This window comes from Microcoleus asticus IPMA8 (genome assembly GCF_013179805.1).
Lineage (GTDB): Bacteria > Cyanobacteriota > Cyanobacteriia > Cyanobacteriales > Microcoleaceae > Microcoleus > Microcoleus asticus.
The window spans coordinates 1-13,897 of record NZ_SRRZ01000165.1; the positions used below are offsets into that span (position 1 = coordinate 1).

The 13,897-nt window shown below is 46.1% G+C and carries 14 protein-coding genes; 4 read left to right on the forward strand and 10 right to left on the reverse strand.

The genetic code is table 11. The annotated features are described in order from the left end of the window. Nucleotides 1-269: 269 nt before the first annotated feature. On the reverse strand, nucleotides 270-1,265 hold the full coding sequence (locus E5S67_RS28605) for an AEC family transporter (protein ID WP_172192373.1): 996 nt from the start codon (nucleotides 1,263-1,265) through the stop codon (nucleotides 270-272). 213 nt (nucleotides 1,266-1,478) lie between these two features. Between E5S67_RS28605 and E5S67_RS28610 the strand changes: the two genes are divergently transcribed. After that, nucleotides 1,479-1,643: a hypothetical protein gene (locus E5S67_RS28610; RefSeq protein WP_172192375.1), complete on the forward strand. Its 165-nt coding sequence runs from the start codon at nucleotides 1,479-1,481 to the stop codon at nucleotides 1,641-1,643. Here E5S67_RS28610 and E5S67_RS28615 read toward each other — a convergent pair. From E5S67_RS28615 to patD, 6 genes are all read right to left on the reverse strand, one after another. Continuing rightward, nucleotides 1,640-1,846 (reverse strand): glycogen debranching protein, encoded by a 207-nt coding sequence (locus tag E5S67_RS28615; protein ID WP_172192377.1) that lies wholly within the window; start codon nucleotides 1,844-1,846, stop codon nucleotides 1,640-1,642. The genes E5S67_RS28610 and E5S67_RS28615 overlap by 4 nt on opposite strands. A gap of 226 nt (nucleotides 1,847-2,072) precedes the next feature. Then, entirely contained in the window at nucleotides 2,073-2,573 is a 501-nt protein-coding gene (locus E5S67_RS28620; protein WP_172192379.1) for a GNAT family N-acetyltransferase, read from the reverse strand. 174 nt (nucleotides 2,574-2,747) lie between these two features. Next, nucleotides 2,748-3,821 (reverse strand): RNA polymerase sigma factor, RpoD/SigA family, encoded by a 1,074-nt coding sequence (locus E5S67_RS28625; RefSeq protein ID WP_172192399.1) that lies wholly within the window; start codon nucleotides 3,819-3,821, stop codon nucleotides 2,748-2,750. Nucleotides 3,822-3,982: 161 nt separating this feature from the next. Further along, nucleotides 3,983-5,656, reverse strand: a complete 1,674-nt coding sequence (locus E5S67_RS28630) for a dipeptide ABC transporter ATP-binding protein (RefSeq protein ID WP_172192381.1) — start codon at nucleotides 5,654-5,656, stop codon at nucleotides 3,983-3,985. 310 nt (nucleotides 5,657-5,966) lie between these two features. Next, complete coding sequence (locus E5S67_RS28635) at nucleotides 5,967-6,551, reverse strand: zf-TFIIB domain-containing protein (RefSeq protein WP_172192383.1); 585 nt, start codon at nucleotides 6,549-6,551, stop codon at nucleotides 5,967-5,969. Between the two features lie 45 nt (nucleotides 6,552-6,596). After that, on the reverse strand, nucleotides 6,597-6,995 hold the full coding sequence (patD, locus tag E5S67_RS28640; protein WP_172192385.1) for a heterocyst frequency control protein PatD: 399 nt from the start codon (nucleotides 6,993-6,995) through the stop codon (nucleotides 6,597-6,599). 450 nt (nucleotides 6,996-7,445) lie between these two features. Between patD and E5S67_RS28645 the strand changes: the two genes are divergently transcribed. Then, nucleotides 7,446-9,719: a RelA/SpoT family protein gene (locus E5S67_RS28645; protein ID WP_172192387.1), complete on the forward strand. Its 2,274-nt coding sequence runs from the start codon at nucleotides 7,446-7,448 to the stop codon at nucleotides 9,717-9,719. A 205-nt stretch (nucleotides 9,720-9,924) separates the two neighbouring features. After that, nucleotides 9,925-10,149, forward strand: a complete 225-nt coding sequence (locus E5S67_RS28650) for a DUF4926 domain-containing protein (RefSeq protein ID WP_172192389.1) — start codon at nucleotides 9,925-9,927, stop codon at nucleotides 10,147-10,149. On the opposite strand, the gene E5S67_RS28655 is transcribed toward E5S67_RS28650, so the two are convergent. Both E5S67_RS28655 and E5S67_RS28660 read right to left on the reverse strand, forming a co-directional pair. Continuing rightward, nucleotides 10,150-10,404 carry a hypothetical protein gene (locus tag E5S67_RS28655; protein ID WP_172192391.1) on the reverse strand — a complete coding sequence of 85 codons (255 nt, stop codon included), beginning with the start codon at nucleotides 10,402-10,404 and terminating at the stop codon, nucleotides 10,150-10,152. Nucleotides 10,405-10,483: 79 nt separating this feature from the next. Beyond that, nucleotides 10,484-11,404 (reverse strand): glycine betaine ABC transporter substrate-binding protein, encoded by a 921-nt coding sequence (locus E5S67_RS28660; RefSeq protein WP_172192393.1) that lies wholly within the window; start codon nucleotides 11,402-11,404, stop codon nucleotides 10,484-10,486. Nucleotides 11,405-11,582: 178 nt separating this feature from the next. Here E5S67_RS28660 and E5S67_RS28665 point away from each other — a divergent pair, with 178 nt between their 5' ends. Continuing rightward, nucleotides 11,583-12,950, forward strand: coding sequence for an aldehyde dehydrogenase (locus E5S67_RS28665; RefSeq protein WP_172192395.1), 1,368 nt, complete (start codon nucleotides 11,583-11,585; stop codon nucleotides 12,948-12,950). A gap of 144 nt (nucleotides 12,951-13,094) precedes the next feature. Here E5S67_RS28665 and E5S67_RS28670 read toward each other — a convergent pair. Continuing rightward, a partial coding sequence (locus E5S67_RS28670; RefSeq protein ID WP_172192397.1) for a tetratricopeptide repeat protein occupies nucleotides 13,095-13,897 on the reverse strand: 803 nt, incomplete at its 5' end.

The following is a 13,897-nucleotide window of genomic DNA, read 5'->3' on the forward strand; positions in this document are numbered from 1 at the left end:
TCGGTACTTTGAACGGGCCTATCTTTTTTTACCACAAGTGGGTCAACGCCTTACCTTGTCTAGCTTCTAACGGGGTTGTCACCCCCCCAGAAGAAACCGGGTTTCTGCGATAATTTACGCATCCTTACCGAGATTTTGAAAAGAAACCAGGTTTCTAACTCCCACGCGCCCCAAAATCCAAGAAACTGGCTTTCTGCGATCGTCTTGGAATTCTCACGCCCGATTTAGTGAAGAAACCCGGTTTCTAACTCCCACGCTATCGTCCACCTTCAACTAAACCCAGCTAACCACAGCGGAAGCATCAACAGCAACCCGACAGAAGAGATGGCGATGCTGCTAGCTAACAAATCGCGATCGAGCTCGTAGACTTCTGCTAAAATAAGCACGGAAAGAGCTGTGGGTGTTCCCGACATCAACACCAACACCAACCTCGGATCGCCGCTAAATCCAAAATAACTAGCACCCAATCCGATCAGCACCGGCACAATTACCACTTTTAACAGCGACGGGATTAACGCTAGTTCAAAACTTTCCCATTTCTTAATAGACCTCAGCCGGATGCCAACCAGCAGTAAAGCACTGGCAATTACCACCCAAACTGCCGTGTGCAATCCCGATTCCACTGTCTGGGGCAGGGGGATATTTCTGGTTAAAAAACCAATTAAAAATGCCCACAGCGCGGGAACTGTTAGCACATCCCGGAGCTGAGTCCACCAGTGATTTTTTTGTTCGGAATTCCCGAAATAGCTAGCAATAAATACACCGAAACAGTAGGTTCCGATCACGTTGTTAGTGACGCTGTACAACACAGCCCAGTTGTTGTTATCGGTGCTGATGATAGAGGGGGTGATTGCTAATCCGACAAACCCCGTATTCCCTAACATCGCAGCTAGGATAAAACTCCCTTGGCTCGATCGCTTCAGGGAATTAAAATTTAATAATAATAAATTTACCAGAGAATTTTTGCCCTGAAAATAGGGCTTTTTCATGTGGGCCGCACTCAGCCTGCGCAATAATACCCAAGTCAGCCAAGCACAACTCGTACTCAGAAATAACACGAATATGGCGATCGCCGGCGTGAATCCCACAGCACCCGAAAAATCGCTTTGACGGGCTAAAACTAGTATTTGCAGCGGTATCCCAATCCAGAAAAGAAAGTAGCTCAGCAGCTTGGGAAAATTAACTGGGATGTACTGAAACAGCAGCAGTCCCAAGCCCGTCCAGATAACTAGAGGGGTATAAGCGTGAAATAAGGTTTCAACCATAAAAATTTAACTTGACAATTTGAAATGTCTTTATCTATTAATAGTAATGCTAAAGTCCGTTTGAGAAATGCGAATTCTCGTTAGCGGAACCCTCGAAGAGGATCGCACTTGCATCCTTTTTCGTCCTAGCCTGTTCGCAGCACTGCGGGCCCGAAAATTTCTGCCCCAATTCCCGCACCTTGTAGGGCAAAATTCTCAGACTCGCAGCCCCAAATGCTTGCAGCTTTTTACCTTCACATTCACAAAACCTTTTTGAATTTGACAAATGTGCGATCGAGTTATCTTGCCTTTTCCGAAGTGATGCCCAACGTTTTCGTGCCGTTTCGGTCGAACGGAAATACGGCCAGACTAAAGCTGCTGATGACTTGCACTCATTAATTCAATTTCAAAGCATTAACAGGGACTTCATCCCAAGAACTAACAGTGCGCAAGGTAGCAACCCAGCCCTGCTCTTTTTGCTCTGCCGTCAAATTCTTCTCAAAAGATTCGTGGCAATCCTTCGCTTGACTCTCATTGCAACAAGCAATACAAGAATAAAGAAGGCCCGACGGATCGATTTGCTCGTTTACCCAAATAATCACGATCTACTCTCTCAATCAAAATCTACTGTTATTTAAATTTTCCTATATTTTTGTCAATTAAGTAGGTCGGTATTAATTAAGCGGAGTGTGGCATTTTAGCTTAACAGGCAAGATGCCTGTTCCACACACAGGCAAGATGCCTGTTCCACACACAGGCAAGATGCCTGTTCCACACACAGGCAAGATGCCTGTTCCACAACAGATGAATTTTTTGTGGGGTGGGCTTCTAGCCCGCCCTGAATTGTTTCGATGCCAAAGTTGCCAAAGACTCGCCCGCAACCCGGCAAATCCGCCAGTCGGGCATTACATCAGCACCGATACCCTTGTAAAATCCGATCGCCAATTCATTCCAATCCAAAACGCTCCATTCCAAACGCCCGCAGCCCCTTTCTACTGTTAACTGCGCTAAATAAACTATTAAAGACTTGCCAATTCCCCGCCCTCGAAACTCAGGCAGCACAAACAAATCTTCCAAATAAATTCCCGGCTGAGTCAAAAAAGTAGAATAATTGTAAAAAAACAGCGCCCAGCCCACAACTCGACCTTCGCACTCGGCTAAAATCGCTTCCGCAAAAGGTCGATCGCCAAACAAATGATGCTCCAAATTAACGGCATTGCCAGTAACGGCATGAGATAATTTTTCGTACTCAGCTAAAGCTTTAATCAAATCAAACAGCACCGGCACGTCGGCGCGGGTAGCTGGGCGCAAAATTACCTCAGAAGACATAAATAAGTAAGTAGTACGCGACAATCAACAATTAAAAATACCACATCCAGACATTTTTAATTTTTAATTTTTAATTAAGCTTTTCCACCTTGAACCAGCATATTTACGGCGGTGTCGTAGTGCCCCTCACAATAATTTTAAGATTTTTCAAAATGCAAACTCAAATTTTTTTTCTTATTTCAACCAGCCCTTCAATCGTTCCGTCACTTGAGGGCGGCGCAGCTTTCGCATTGCCTTATTTTGAATTTGACGGACTCGTTCGCGCGACAAATTGAACAAACTGCTGACCTCTTCTAAAGTGTAAGGTTCGCCGGTCAGCAAACCGTAACGCATAGCAACAATCTCTTTTTCCCGCTCAGTCAAAATACTGTCCAACACCTCCAAAATATCTTGGCGCATCATCATCTCATTCATCTGAGCTTCGGGAGATTGCGTCGCGTTATCTTCGAGAACATCCAAAAGTTCCGAACTTTCTTCTGAGCCGATGCGGTGGTTGAGAGACAAAGATTGCCGACGTACTTGCTGGAGGTAGCGAAGCTGTTCGCAAGTAACTTGCATTTCTCTAGCAAGTTCAGTTTCAGTTGGATTGCGTTGAAGAGAACGCTTCAACTCTCGATAAACTTTTTTGAGTTTATTTAACTGTTCGACAATGTGAACAGGCAAGCGAATCGTCCGCCCTTGATTGGCAATTGTCCGGGTAATTCCTTGGCGAATCCACCAATAGGCATAAGTAGAAAACTTGTAGCCCTTCTCCGGATCGAACTTTTCGGCTGCCCGATTCAAACCCAAAGCTCCTTCCTGAATTAAATCGAGAAAAGGCACGCCCCGATTAAGATAGCGTTTGGCAATCGAAACCACCAAGCGCAAATTCGAGCTGATCATTTTCCGTTTCGCCGACTGACACTGGTGGCGAAGCTGTTGCAGTTGAGTTTCGCTTATCCCCAAAGCCGCTGCGAGTTCAGCTTTTGTCGGCACTCTGTCCAATTCCTGCTGCAAACGCTGTTCTACTTCATCCAGGGCTACCAATTCTTGAACGCGGCGCGCCAACTCTACTTCTTCGGCTGCTGTCAGTAGAGGATACCGAGCCATTTCCTTGAACAAAGCTCCCACTGGATCGTCGGCAGACCAGTTGTTGTATGCTGACGACCGAGTTACGGTCGGACGATCGATCTCGGTGTCTTCATCTTCTGCGATCGGGAGTGAGGCTTCGGGTGCCACCGCAAAACTGCCTAGGTCAGATTCTGGCATATGGTGCTTGGTGTCGGTGGGATGATTTGAAATGTCTGCCTTCACTTTAACCAATTTAACCGGAAATTTCCGAAATCCATCTAGAAGCCGGTGAGTGATTTTAGTGGCTGATATCTGTTCGCCCCAATTTTAGTATCTGTTCGCCCCAATTTTAGGCCTTTTTATTTAGTTCGAGCCAGTAAAGGAGCTGCCTGCAATAATTGCTGAGTGTAAGGGTGCTGCGGATTAGTAAAAATATCCCTAGTCTTACCGATTTCAACAATTTTTCCAGCATTCATTACCGCAATACGATCGCAAAAAAATCTCGCCACCCACAAATCGTGCGTAATAAACAGATAAGTCAAATTAAATTCCTGCTTCAACTCCAACATCAGCTCTAAAACTTGAGTCTGCACGCTGGCATCCAGCATACTCACGGGTTCGTCGCAAATTATCAGTTGCGGTCGAGTAATTAAAGCGCGGGCGATCGAAACTCGCTGCTGTTGTCCTCCCGACAATTCCCCCGGATAGCGACGAAAGAAATCCTCCCCTGGACTTAAACCCACCCGCTCTAACATTTGGATTACTTCTTTTTTAGCTTCGCGCGCATTAGCTAATTTGTGAATAAACAAAGGGTCAGCAATACTTTGCCCGACAGTCATCATCGGGTTCAGGCAAGCATGGGGGTCTTGAAATATCATTTGCATTTCGCGGCGGTGCTGCCTCACAGCATCGCGACCCAGGGCAGTTATATCTATCCCTTGAAATTCAACTTTGCCGCCAGTCGCAGTTATTAGCTGCAAAATCGTGCGTGACAAGGTACTTTTGCCGCAGCCGGACTCCCCCACCAGCCCTAGGATTTCTCCCCGTTGTAGCTCTAAACTAACACCGTCTACTGCTTTAATTACCTGGCGATTCCTAGCAAATAACTGATCTAATAAATTGCTTTCTAAATTGTAGTGCTGCTGCAAATCCGTCACTGTCAAAAGAGGAGAATTTGTTAAGTTGGCAGTAACGACTTCAGTCCTGATTTCCTCGAATGCTAACCCTTTGTCCGAATCAGCTTGAATGTGCAAAGCTGCTTTGAGGAGCGATCGAGTATATTCGTGCTGAGGCTGTTCAAAAACGTTTTTCACCGGCCCTGTTTCTACGACTTTGCCGCCGTACATCACCGCAATGCGATCGCAATACTCAGCCACCATCGCCAAATCGTGAGAAATCAACAAAATAGCCGTTCCCCGTTCCGCGCAAAGTCTGGTTAATTCTTGCAAAATCTGGGCGGCGACAGTTACGTCCAAACTTGTAGTCGGTTCGTCCGCCACAATTAATTTAGGATCGAGCAAAAGAGCCAAAGCAATTGCTACTCTTTGCCGCATTCCGCCGCTAAATTCGTGGGGAAATTGCGACCAGCGAGACGCCGGAATTTTTACAGCTTCCAAAATGTCGATCGCCCGTTTCTTAGCTTGCTTGCGATCCAAATTCGGTATGTGAGCTTGCAAAGTCTCGATGCAGTGTTCCCCGACAGTCATCAAAGGATCGAGACGAGTCATCGGATCTTGAAAAATCAATGCCACAGCTTCGCCCCGAAACCGTCTCAGCCGCGAAGCATTCATGTCAAACACCGACTCTCCAGCAAAACTAACTCGCCCCTCAATCAGCGTTGAATCCGGCAGCAACCGCATCGCCGCCCTTCCCAAAGTTGACTTACCGCACCCAGACTCCCCAACTAATCCGAGCTTTTCCCCCGGTTTCAGCGTCAGGGAAACGCCGTCAACGGCCCAACCGGATTGGCCCCGCCGCTGAGGATAAGCTACTCGCAGATTGTCAACTGAAAATAGAGAAGAGTCATTAGTCATTAGTCATTAGTCCTTAGTCTGTTGTCTGTTGTCTGTTGTCTGTTGTCTGTTGACTGTTGACTGTTAACTGTTGACTGTTGACTGTTGACTGTTGTTATTTATTATTTATCAATATACTGGCGGTTAGTTGTTAGTTATTAGTATTGTTCAGGACTTATTAGTTATTGGCAAGAAACCGATATGCTGTTTGTAAATACCAATAGAAATTGCTACAAACAAAGATTTTATCACTACATCATTAACCGACCAACCGCTTACTAACAACAGTCAACAGTCAACCGTCAACAGTCAACTGTCAACAGCCAACTGACTAAATTTCCCTTCGCTTCAACTCAGCTCTCCGCAGTATGTAAGTAGCCGCACAATCTGCGTGAGGATGGTCTGCTAAAACTTCCGCGAGTTCCAACACATATCCGGCGATATCCGGCCCCAGCTTCTCAGTAAGCACTTGACGTTCCCGAGAGGCGAGTTCTTGCACGCGGGCCTTAGCTTGCCAATTGGGAGAAAACATCTTGTCAATCTCGGTGTGGAATCCCAGACTTTCGAGAATGTCCCACTCGCCGTTATCGCACCAAATGCCCCCGCACAACATACAGCGCTCTATGTAAAAGGGCACTCTGCTGAAGGGAACTTTCGCCCGCGACAGATAGTGACCGTCTTCGGGACACAGCGCTGCTTTGCTGTCGTAGGGAGACGGCGTGAATTCTATGCCGAGAGTGCCTGCCGCCTCTGGCTTCTGGGATTTGTTGTACCACTGGCTCTGCTCTTTCTGCCAAGCTTCGTATTCTCTGCCTGGAATCCAGATACCGTAACAGTTTGGACACCACTGCACCGACATACTGCCGGCTAAGGTGCCGCCTTCTAAGTTGGGATGTTTACATTTTGGACATTCCACCGCTTTATTTCTCCTTGCCTTCTCAATTCCCTGTTAATTCAATTATTAATTCTGTATCTGGGCGGGCCCTGAAGAACCAGAATTTTTTTGCAGCAGCGCGCCGCAGTAGCCAATTAGCGTGTTGAGCCGCGCGATCGCCGCAGTTTGCCTCGCCTCTGCTGTCGCTGGCTGGCGCGACGCTTGCAAAAACGTGACATCTGTCCCCAATAACCGCAGTTGCTTGTGAATTTCAGTCAAATAGGACTGCTCTGGGGGTGTGTCTGAGGCGTCTAACTCATCGCTTTCGGCTCTCATAATTTGGTTTCCGAAAAATTGTTGCACTTTTCTGTATTCGATCGCCAGCGCTGCCCGATCCAGATTATCCTGTGCAGCAGTTCTTTGTAGTTGTTCTAGTGCTTGCTGTAATTCTTGGTAGCACTGGCGGCGGTCTTCGGACAATATCATGATTTTGTAAACAAATTTGTATTTATAATCAAAGTAGATTCTTGCTTAAGGTTTGCTCGTATTAAGGGAAGCCGTGCGTTTTTGCAGCAATTCCCTGTTTTTTGAGAACTTTTTCTGATAGAGTTCCCTGACTAAACCCTTCTGGCTCATGCTTTTAGTTTAGCGTTGCCTGTGAATGCCGATCGCCAGCTACCTCAACTGCTACCGCCAAAATATGCTTATTTTACCCGATCGACAGACCGTGGTGGCAGTGGTATCACTATATTTTCCTACCTGAGAGGGGGGCGACTCGGAATTAGATAGGTATAGTTAACACAAAAATCGACTATTTTTTTGAATTGCAAATTGTGGCATTCAATTAGTTTAGTATAGCTAAACACATAATTTCGGCAATTCAACCGAAAGCCGGCTTTTAACCATTTGTATTTCTAAGTTTTAAAGGTGTACCTCATGAACGCGAACACTCTGACTCCCTCTCATTCCATCGATCCTGCTGTAGTTCCCGATTGGCTGCAAGAATGCATGAATGCTCCATCGCAGCCTGATGCTGGCCCTAACCCGAATTGCTCGACTGACAACAGCTTAATTTGTCGGGCTTTTGAATTTGCCCGCGACTTGCACGAAGGACAGTACCGCAAATCTGGAGAACCTTACATTTGCCATCCGGTAGCTGTCGCTGGAATACTCCGGTATATGGGCGGCAACAACGTCATGATTGCCGCCGGCTTCCTCCACGACATTGTTGAAGATACAGATATTACTCTCGAAGAAATAGAACAGCGGTTCGGCGCGGAAGTGCGACAGTTGGTTGAAGGTGTCACCAAGCTTTCTAAGTTTAACTTTTCCAGCAAAACAGAGCGCCTTGCTGAAAATTTCCGCCGAATGTTCCTAGCAATGGCTAAAGATATTCGCGTCATTGTTGTCAAACTGGCAGACAGGCTGCACAACATGAGGACTTTGGAGCATTTGTCCGAGGAAAAGCAGCGCAGTATTGCTCTAGAAACCCGAGAGATTTTTGCTCCCCTGGCGAACCGTTTGGGTATCGGGCGCTTTAAGTGGGAATTGGAAGATTTAGCGTTTAAATACCTGGAACCCGAAGCTTACCGCGAAATTCAGGAATTGGTGGCCGAGAAGCGGGCCGATCGAGAAACTCAACTCGCAGAAGTCACAGATAGTTTGCGAGAAAGGCTTGACAATTTAGGCATTAAATGCTATGAAGTCAGCGGCCGTCCCAAACATTTGTACGGGATTTATGGGAAGATGCAGCGCCGCCAAAAAGGGTTTAAGCAAGTGTACGATATTGCTGCGGTGCGGATCATAGTAGAAAGCAATGATGACTGTTATCGTGCTTTGGCGATCGTCCACGATTCTTTCCGCCCGATTCCCGGCCGATTTAAAGATTATATCGGTTTACCAAAAGCGAATCGCTATCAATCTTTGCACACCGGAGTAATCGGAACCAGCGGCCGCCCCATCGAAGTGCAAATTCGCACCGTAGCAATGCACCACATTGCAGAATACGGCATTGCCGCGCACTGGAAATACAAAGAAACTGGCGGTTCTAACACAACAGTCACCGGCGATGACGAAAAATTTACTTGGCTGCGGCAACTCCTAGAATGGCAAAGCGACCTCAAAGACGATCAGGAATATTTACAAAGCATTAAGGACAACTTATTCGACGAAGATATTTACGTTTTTACTCCTAACGGAGACGTGATTGCTCTCAATAGCGGGTCAACTCCCGTAGATTTTGCTTACCGCATTCACACAGAAATTGGCAATCGCTGCACCGGTGCCAGAGTCAACGGGCGAATGGTAACACTAGATAAGGTTTTAAAGAACGGCGATATTGTAGAAATCTTGACCCAAAAAAATGGTCATCCGAGTTCCGACTGGCTGAATTTTGTCAAGACAAACGGAGCAAAAAACAGAATTCGTCAGTGGTTGAAGCGATCGCACCGAGATGAAAACCTCGCTCGCGGGCGCGAATTGCTGGAAAAAGAATTAGGTAAAAACGGCTTGGAATCTTTGCTGAAATCTGAACCCATGCAGTCTGTGGCTCAGCGCTGCAACTACCACAGCGTCGAAGATTTAATCGCCGGTTTGGGCTACGGCGAAGTTACCCTAAATCTCGTAGTAAATCGACTGCGAGATTTAGTAAAAGTGCAGCAAAAAATTGAAGCTGCTCCCGGAGGAGGACAGGAATTGCCCCAGCTAATACCTGCATCGACGACACCGAAACCAGTACCGAGTTCGTCTCCGAGCAAATCGCCGATCGCAGGTGTAGAGGGCTTGCTGTACCATTTATCCGGCTGTTGTTGTCCGATTCCCGGGGAAGCAATTATTGGAGTTGTGACTCGCACTCGCGGAATTTCGATTCACCGGCAAGGGTGTTCAAATGTTGAGAGTGTACCTGGGGATCGGTTAGTTCCTGTGAGTTGGAATTCTAGCGAGCGCAATGGTAGCCGTCCGAATACTTATGCAGTTAACATTCAAATTGAGGCGCTCGATCGAGTCGGAGTTCTAAACGATGTATTGTCGCATTTGAAGGACAACAAAGTAAACGTTCGCAGCGCTCAAGTAAAAACCTATCCCGGTTTGCCCGCATTAATTGACTTGTGCATGGATATTGAGGATAAGGAACAGTTCGAGCGGACTTGTATGCAAATTAAAAAGATGAGCGATATTTTGAATTTGCGCAGGCTGAGTGAAGGGACTTAAGTAAGGGAGGACACGGCAATGCCGTTTCCCTACCCTAAAATAATCGTAGCTTGCGGGGCGGAACGCCCGGAGTGATCGCACCAGATGTAACTATCGCCCGATTAATTGTAGGGAAGCGGCACTGCCGTTTCCTGACTGTGGATAATATTAATTCCGATGCCACCGGATTTGATATTACCACTCGCTGACAAGAGGTTAAGCCCCCATGAAATTTAAACTGTTTTCACAGGTAGCATTGCGAGAAGACATCCCTAAGTACGGTCTAAAAAAAGGTGCTACAGCAACTATTGTCGAACACTACCAGATGCCTGAAGGTGAAGAAGATGGTTATAGCTTAGATGGTTTCAAGGTCGAAGCAATTACGGTTGAAGTTGCAGAGTCGCAGATAGAAGCAATAAAAGCTGCTGTTTTGCAACTTGGAAAATATTGATTACCATTCGCCTTCCACCATCTTGCGATGAGAGCGACTCATCTTGCGAAGCAAAAATTGTTCTTCTTCAGAGAGAGGTGCTTCGCAAGCAGCATTAATTTTTTCTAACAATTGTTGATTTTCGCGGCGGCGGATAAATTCTTCAAGCGCTATTTCGATCAAAAAACTCTGCGAAATTTCCATTTCGCCAGCTAATGTTTCGGCTTGTTCAAATAAAGATGCTGGCAATGAGATAGCAGTTTTGACAGTTGTCATAGCTTTATACCTTCATTTATTTATATGAGTATAGCTAACCACAATACGGTTCCGCAAACAACCAGAGCAATGAAACCCTTTATTTCGCCGGAGTTACTGGCTTTGAGTCGCCCAACTTTTGCTGCAAAAACTCCCGCGCCACTTGTCCCGCTTCCTGCTGTTCCCCGTCAACTTGATAGTTTAGTTTACGCATATCTTCCTCGGAGATTTTGCCGCCCAATTCTGCGATTACAGGGCGCAATTCCGGGTATTTTTCCAAAATTTGCGATCGCACAACCGGAACTGCTTCGTAGGGCGGGAAATAGTTTTTATCATCTTTCAGCACTACTAAACCCAAACTTTGAATCAAACCGTCCGTCGTATTACCAGCAATCACATCTACTTGTTTTTGTTGCAGCGCTTCATAAAGCAATCCTAACAGCAATTCCTTCGGTTGTTCTCGAAATTTAATCCCGTAAGTTTTAGCCAATCCGGTCAATCCATCTTCTCTCTCGTTAAATTCTGGGCCGAAACCAGCGCGCAATTTTGGTGCAGCTTTGCCTAGTTGCGAGAGAGTTTGTAAATTGAGTGTTTTAGCCTGATCTCCCCGCACAATAATCGCAAAACTGTTATTAAATCCCAGCGGTTCCGTCCATTCTGCTTTAAACTGTTTGGGATATTCTTGTTTGAGGTAATCGAGGACTTTTTTGGGGTCAGAAATGGGCTTTTGTTTAAGTATGTTGGCGTAAGCAGTACCCGTGTATTCGACGTATAAGTCGATTTTACCTGCTGTTAGGGATTGATGGCAAAGCGAACCTCCGAGATTCTGTTCTTGTTCTACTTTAATATCTGTTTTAGCTTCGATGTGCTGTGCTAAAATTTCTGCGAGAATGGCTTGTTCGGTAAAGTCTTTCGAGCAGATGACAACTTGCTTTTGGGGCTTAGAGGTACATCCTGCTACTGCAAACAAACAAAGCAGCCAGCAGGAATAGAAAAAAAAATCGTTCTTAGATATTTTCATAAGCGAACTCCGTTGTCAGTTCCACAATTATTAGCTTCTAATTTATAGCATTTCTCAATGATTTGTAAAGCCAAGAACCCTGACTTATTGAAGAAGTCGGGGATCTAACACCGATCGCACTTTACCCAAGTTCCGTTTTCCTGTTGTAACATTTATTGATAGACATGGAGGACTAAATATGGTAATCAGAGTCAGCGATATTATCCAGCAGCAGCGGCAATTTTTTGCGACTGGGAAAACTAAAGATGTGGATTTCCGGATCGAACAACTCAAGAATCTCAAAAGTGCGATCGCTTCCAATCAATCACGAATTGTGGATGCTGTCAACGCTGATTTGAACAAGCCGGAGTACGAGGCTTATTTTGAACTTGCTACGATCGCAGACATTAATTATGCCATCAAAAACGTTAAATCGTGGGTAAAGCCGAAAAAAGTGCCTACTTCGATCGAGCAATTTCCAGCATCGGCCCGCATTTACCCAGAACCTTTGGGCGTAGTTTTAATCATCGGGCCTTGGAATTACCCATTTCAGCTAATGATATCACCTTTAGTCGGGGCGATCGCCGCAGGCAACTGCGCCATCCTCAAACCTTCAGAAGTCGCCTCGCACACGTCGGCAGTTGTCGCCGACTTGATTACCAAAACCTTCGATCCCGCTTATGTAGCCGCCGTCGAAGGAGGAGTCGAAACCAGTCAACAATTATTAGCGGAAAAATTCGACCATATCTTCTTTACCGGAGGCACAAAAGTCGGTAAAATAGTGATGCAAGCCGCCGCCAAACACCTCACACCTGTCACATTAGAATTAGGCGGCAAAAGTCCTTGCATTGTAGACTCAGATATTCAACTTGAATACACTGCTAAACGCATTGCCTGGGGCAAATTTATCAATGCCGGTCAAACTTGTATCGCTCCCGATTACCTGTTAGTTGATAAAAAAGTTAAACCGGATTTGATGCAGGCAATTAAAACAGCAATTCACGGATTTTACGGCGACGACCCGCAGAAAAGTCCCGACTATTCCCGAATCATCAATCAGCATCATTTAGGACGTTTGGCAGAGTTTATCAAAGACGGAGAAGTTGTCGTCGGCGGTCAAACAAACCCGGAAGATAAATATATTGCACCGACGGTTCTAGACAAGGTTTCCTGGGATGCGCCTGTGATGAAAGATGAGATTTTCGGGCCGATTTTGCCAGTTTTGGAGTATGATGATTTCGGAGAGGCGATCGCCCAAATCAACGCCCGTCCCAAACCCCTAGCTTTGTATTTCTTCTCGAAGGATAAAGAGAAACAAGAGCGAGTTTTGCGGGAAACTTCTTCGGGGGGAGTTTGTCTCAACGACACGGTTATGCAAGTCGGAGTAACAACTTTACCTTTTGGCGGAGTTGGCGACAGCGGCATCGGCACCTATCACGGCAAAGCAAGTTTTGACACCTTTTCGCATCAAAAAAGCGTGCTGCAAAAGTCATTTTTACTTGACTTAAAATGGCGCTACGCTCCCTATCTAGGTAAGTTGGATTTGATTAAGAAAGTTATCGGTTGATATTGCCTAAGCACCAGATTCCCCCTCACCCCCCAGGGCTGTTTCTTTCTCCCGAAGTCCGGCAGGTTTCAACCCCTGCCGGACTGAATGTTTGACGTGTTTGTTGTTAGCAAAGATCGCCTCCTTCAATCCGATATCCCTGTTCTAATCGGTGCTGTGCCATTCTCGATCGATTCTCTCCAAATCCTTGGCGGCTCCCAATTGTTGAAAAATTTGATGTGCTGTATCGTAATGTTGTTGAGCAACTTCTGTGTTGCCGCGCTTTCGCTCAAGGCGTGCTAAATCGTAGTTAGCTTTGGCAATATGCCAAGTCATCCCCAGTTTTTGCATTTTTTCTAAAGCTTCTGTTAACAGTTGTTCTGCTGTATCTAGATTGCCTCTACGGAGTTCATTTTCTCCCAGACAGCCGATCGACATTGCTATCCCTTGGCGATCGCCCAATTCTGTTCTCAATGCCAAAGATTGCCGGTAGAGTTTCTCAGCTTCATCCCAATTGCCGCGACATTGCTCTATATATCCCAACGATGCCCAACAAGATGCCATCCCTTCGCGATCGCCCAATTCTGTACTCAATGCCAAAGATTGCCGGAAGAGTTTCTCTGCTTCATTCCAATTGCCGCGTTTTCGCTCGATATTTCCCAACAATACCCAAGAATATGCCATGCCCCAGCGATCGCCCAATTCTGTACTCAATGCCAAAGATTGCCGATAGAGTTTCTCAGCTTCATCCCAATTGCCGCGTTTTCGCTCGATATCTCCCAAAAATACCCAAGAAGTTGCCATGCCCGAGCGATTGCCCAATTCTGTTCTCAATGCCAAAGATTGGCGGTAGAGTTTCTCAGCTTCATCCCAATTGCCGCGATTTCGCTCGATATCTCCCAACATCCCTAATGAATTAGCAATGCTGCTCTGATTATTTTCTTTTTCTGCGATGGCTAGCGCATCTT